The following is a 2326-nucleotide window of genomic DNA, read 5'->3' as shown; positions in this document are numbered from 1 at the left end:
CGCCCCCCGCCCCCCACCCGCACCGAGGACCACCCCGCGCCGCATCGCGCTGGAGGTCGAGCGGTCAGGAGCCTTTCACGATGTCGTACCTGTCGCGTCCCCGCACACCCCAATCGCGCCCCGGCAAGGGCGCCCTGCGCGTCCTGTTCACCGGAGTACTCGGCGCCTCCTTGCTTCTCGGCGCCGGCGCCCCAGCCGTCGCGCGATCCATCTCCGACGAGCCCGGCACAAGCGCCCGAGACACGCAACGGCCGACTGCGCCGACCGGCCTGAAGGCCATGCCGGGAAGCTACGGCGTGACGCTGAAGTGGACTGCGTCCCGGGACAACGTCGGCGTCGCCTACTACCGCGTCGTCCTGGGCAGCAAGGTCCGCACCCCCACCGGGACGTCCACCTTCATCGGGTCGCTGTCTCCCAACACCACCTACACCGCCTCCGTGCAGGCTTTCGACGCGGCCGGAAACTCTTCTCCCGCAGTGCGGATCACCTTCAGGACGAAGGTGCCGGCCGAGAGCCAGCCGCCCAGCACCCCGACGAACCTCACGGCCGACCCGACCACCGATGCCGTCACCCTGACCTGGACCCCCAGCACCGACAACGTCAAGGTCGCGCAGTATGTCGTGACCGTCGGATCCCTGACCCTCGCCGTCACCGAACCGCGGACGACCATCACCGGGCTGACGGCGGACACCGCATACCGCGCCACCGTGATGGCCAAGGACACCTCCGGCAACACCTCGGGGGAGGCGGCGGTGGACTTCCGCACCGTCACCACGGCGGACACGCAGGCCCCCACTGCGCCGACCGCGCTGAGCGCAACCCCGACCACGAACGCAGTAACGCTGACCTGGACGGCGAGCACCGACAATGTGGGCGTCGTCGGCTACGACGTCACGATCGGGTCGACGACCCAGACGGTGACCGGGAGCCCGGCCACAGTCACCGGGTTGAGCCCCACAACGGCATACCGCGCAACGGTGGTCGCCAAGGATGCGGCCGGGCACGTCTCGACCCCTGCGGTCATCGACTTCCGCACCGCCACACCGGCGGACACCCAGGCTCCGTCGGCGCCGACCGGCCTGTCGGCGACCCCGACCACCGACGCGGTCACGGTGAACTGGACGGCGAGCACCGACAACGTCGGCGTCGCGGCCTACGACGTCACCGTCGGCGACACAACGAAGACGGTGACCGGGACGTCCGCGGCCTTCACCGGGCTGACGCCCACCACGGCATACCGGGCGACGGTGGTCGCGAAGGATGCGGCGGGCAATAGCTCGACGCCCGCGACGGTCGACTTCCGCACCACCACGCCGCCGGATACCCAGGCACCGACAGCCCCCACGAACCTGCGCGCCACCGCGGACTCGACCTCGGCGAGCCTGACGTGGACCGCCAGCTCGGACAATGTCGGCGTCACCGGATATGTGGTCAGTGTGGGATCGATCACGCAGACCGTGACCACCACGTCGGCGACCGTCACCGGCCTGAGCGCTGCGACGACCTACACCGCGCGTGTGGTGGCCGAGGATGCCGCCGGCAACCAGTCCACCGGGGCGAGCGTGACCTTCACGACCGCGGCCAACCCGACCGGCAAGGTCATCTACGTCAGCCCCGACGGCTCGGACGCCAACCCCGGCACCGCCGGCAGCCCGAAGCGCACCATCCAGGCCGCCGTCGACCTGGCGGAGCCGGGGACGGTCATCCGCCTGTACGCCGGGACCTACGCCAACGGCACCACCATCCGGATTCGCACCTCGGGCCGCAGCGACGCGCCGATCGTCATCCAGCCCGCCGGCAACGGCGAGGTCACGGTGACACACCCGGTGACGACCGCGTCGTGCAGCAACAGCGCCCCCGCATCCGACCGGACCTTCACCTTCAGCAATGGCGTCGACCACTGGCGCATCGAGAACCTGAACATCCACAACGGGGTCTGGATCGCGGGCAAGCGCTCCAACTACGCCTACAACTGGCTGACGAACTATGTGAACAACGGCGACTGGGCATCCCGCCGGCGCGCCCCGGGTCACGGCGAATACAACCCCGCTGCAGCCCGCACCGACCTCGTCCCCTTCCTGCGCGCACAGACGGGCCAGAGCGATCTGGACATGGCGGAGGGCATCACCATCCGGGGCAACCACCTCACCGGGCGCGGCGTCTACGGTGCGCTCACCAGCTATGGGGAGATCAGCGGCAACCGGATCGACCAGATTCCGTGCGGGATCGGCCCGGGCATCTGGCTGATGACCTTCAGCAACGGCTGGAAGATCTTCGACAACGACGTCTCCGATATCGCCATCTCGCACGCGGCGCACTACATGCA

The 2326-nt window shown here is 69.6% G+C and carries 1 protein-coding gene; it reads left to right on the top strand.

The genetic code is table 11. The annotated features are described in order from the left end of the window. Positions 1-80 precede the first annotated feature (80 nt). Positions 81-2326, top strand: a 2246-nt coding sequence (locus BN11_RS21400) for a fibronectin type III domain-containing protein (protein ID WP_162213256.1), incomplete at its 3' end; no start/stop codon positions are given.

Origin of the sequence: Nostocoides australiense Ben110 (genome assembly GCF_001050535.1) — a bacterium.
Taxonomy (GTDB): Bacteria; Actinomycetota; Actinomycetes; order Actinomycetales; family Dermatophilaceae; genus Nostocoides_A; species Nostocoides_A australiense.
This window is presented reverse-complemented; position numbering and strand designations above follow the sequence as displayed.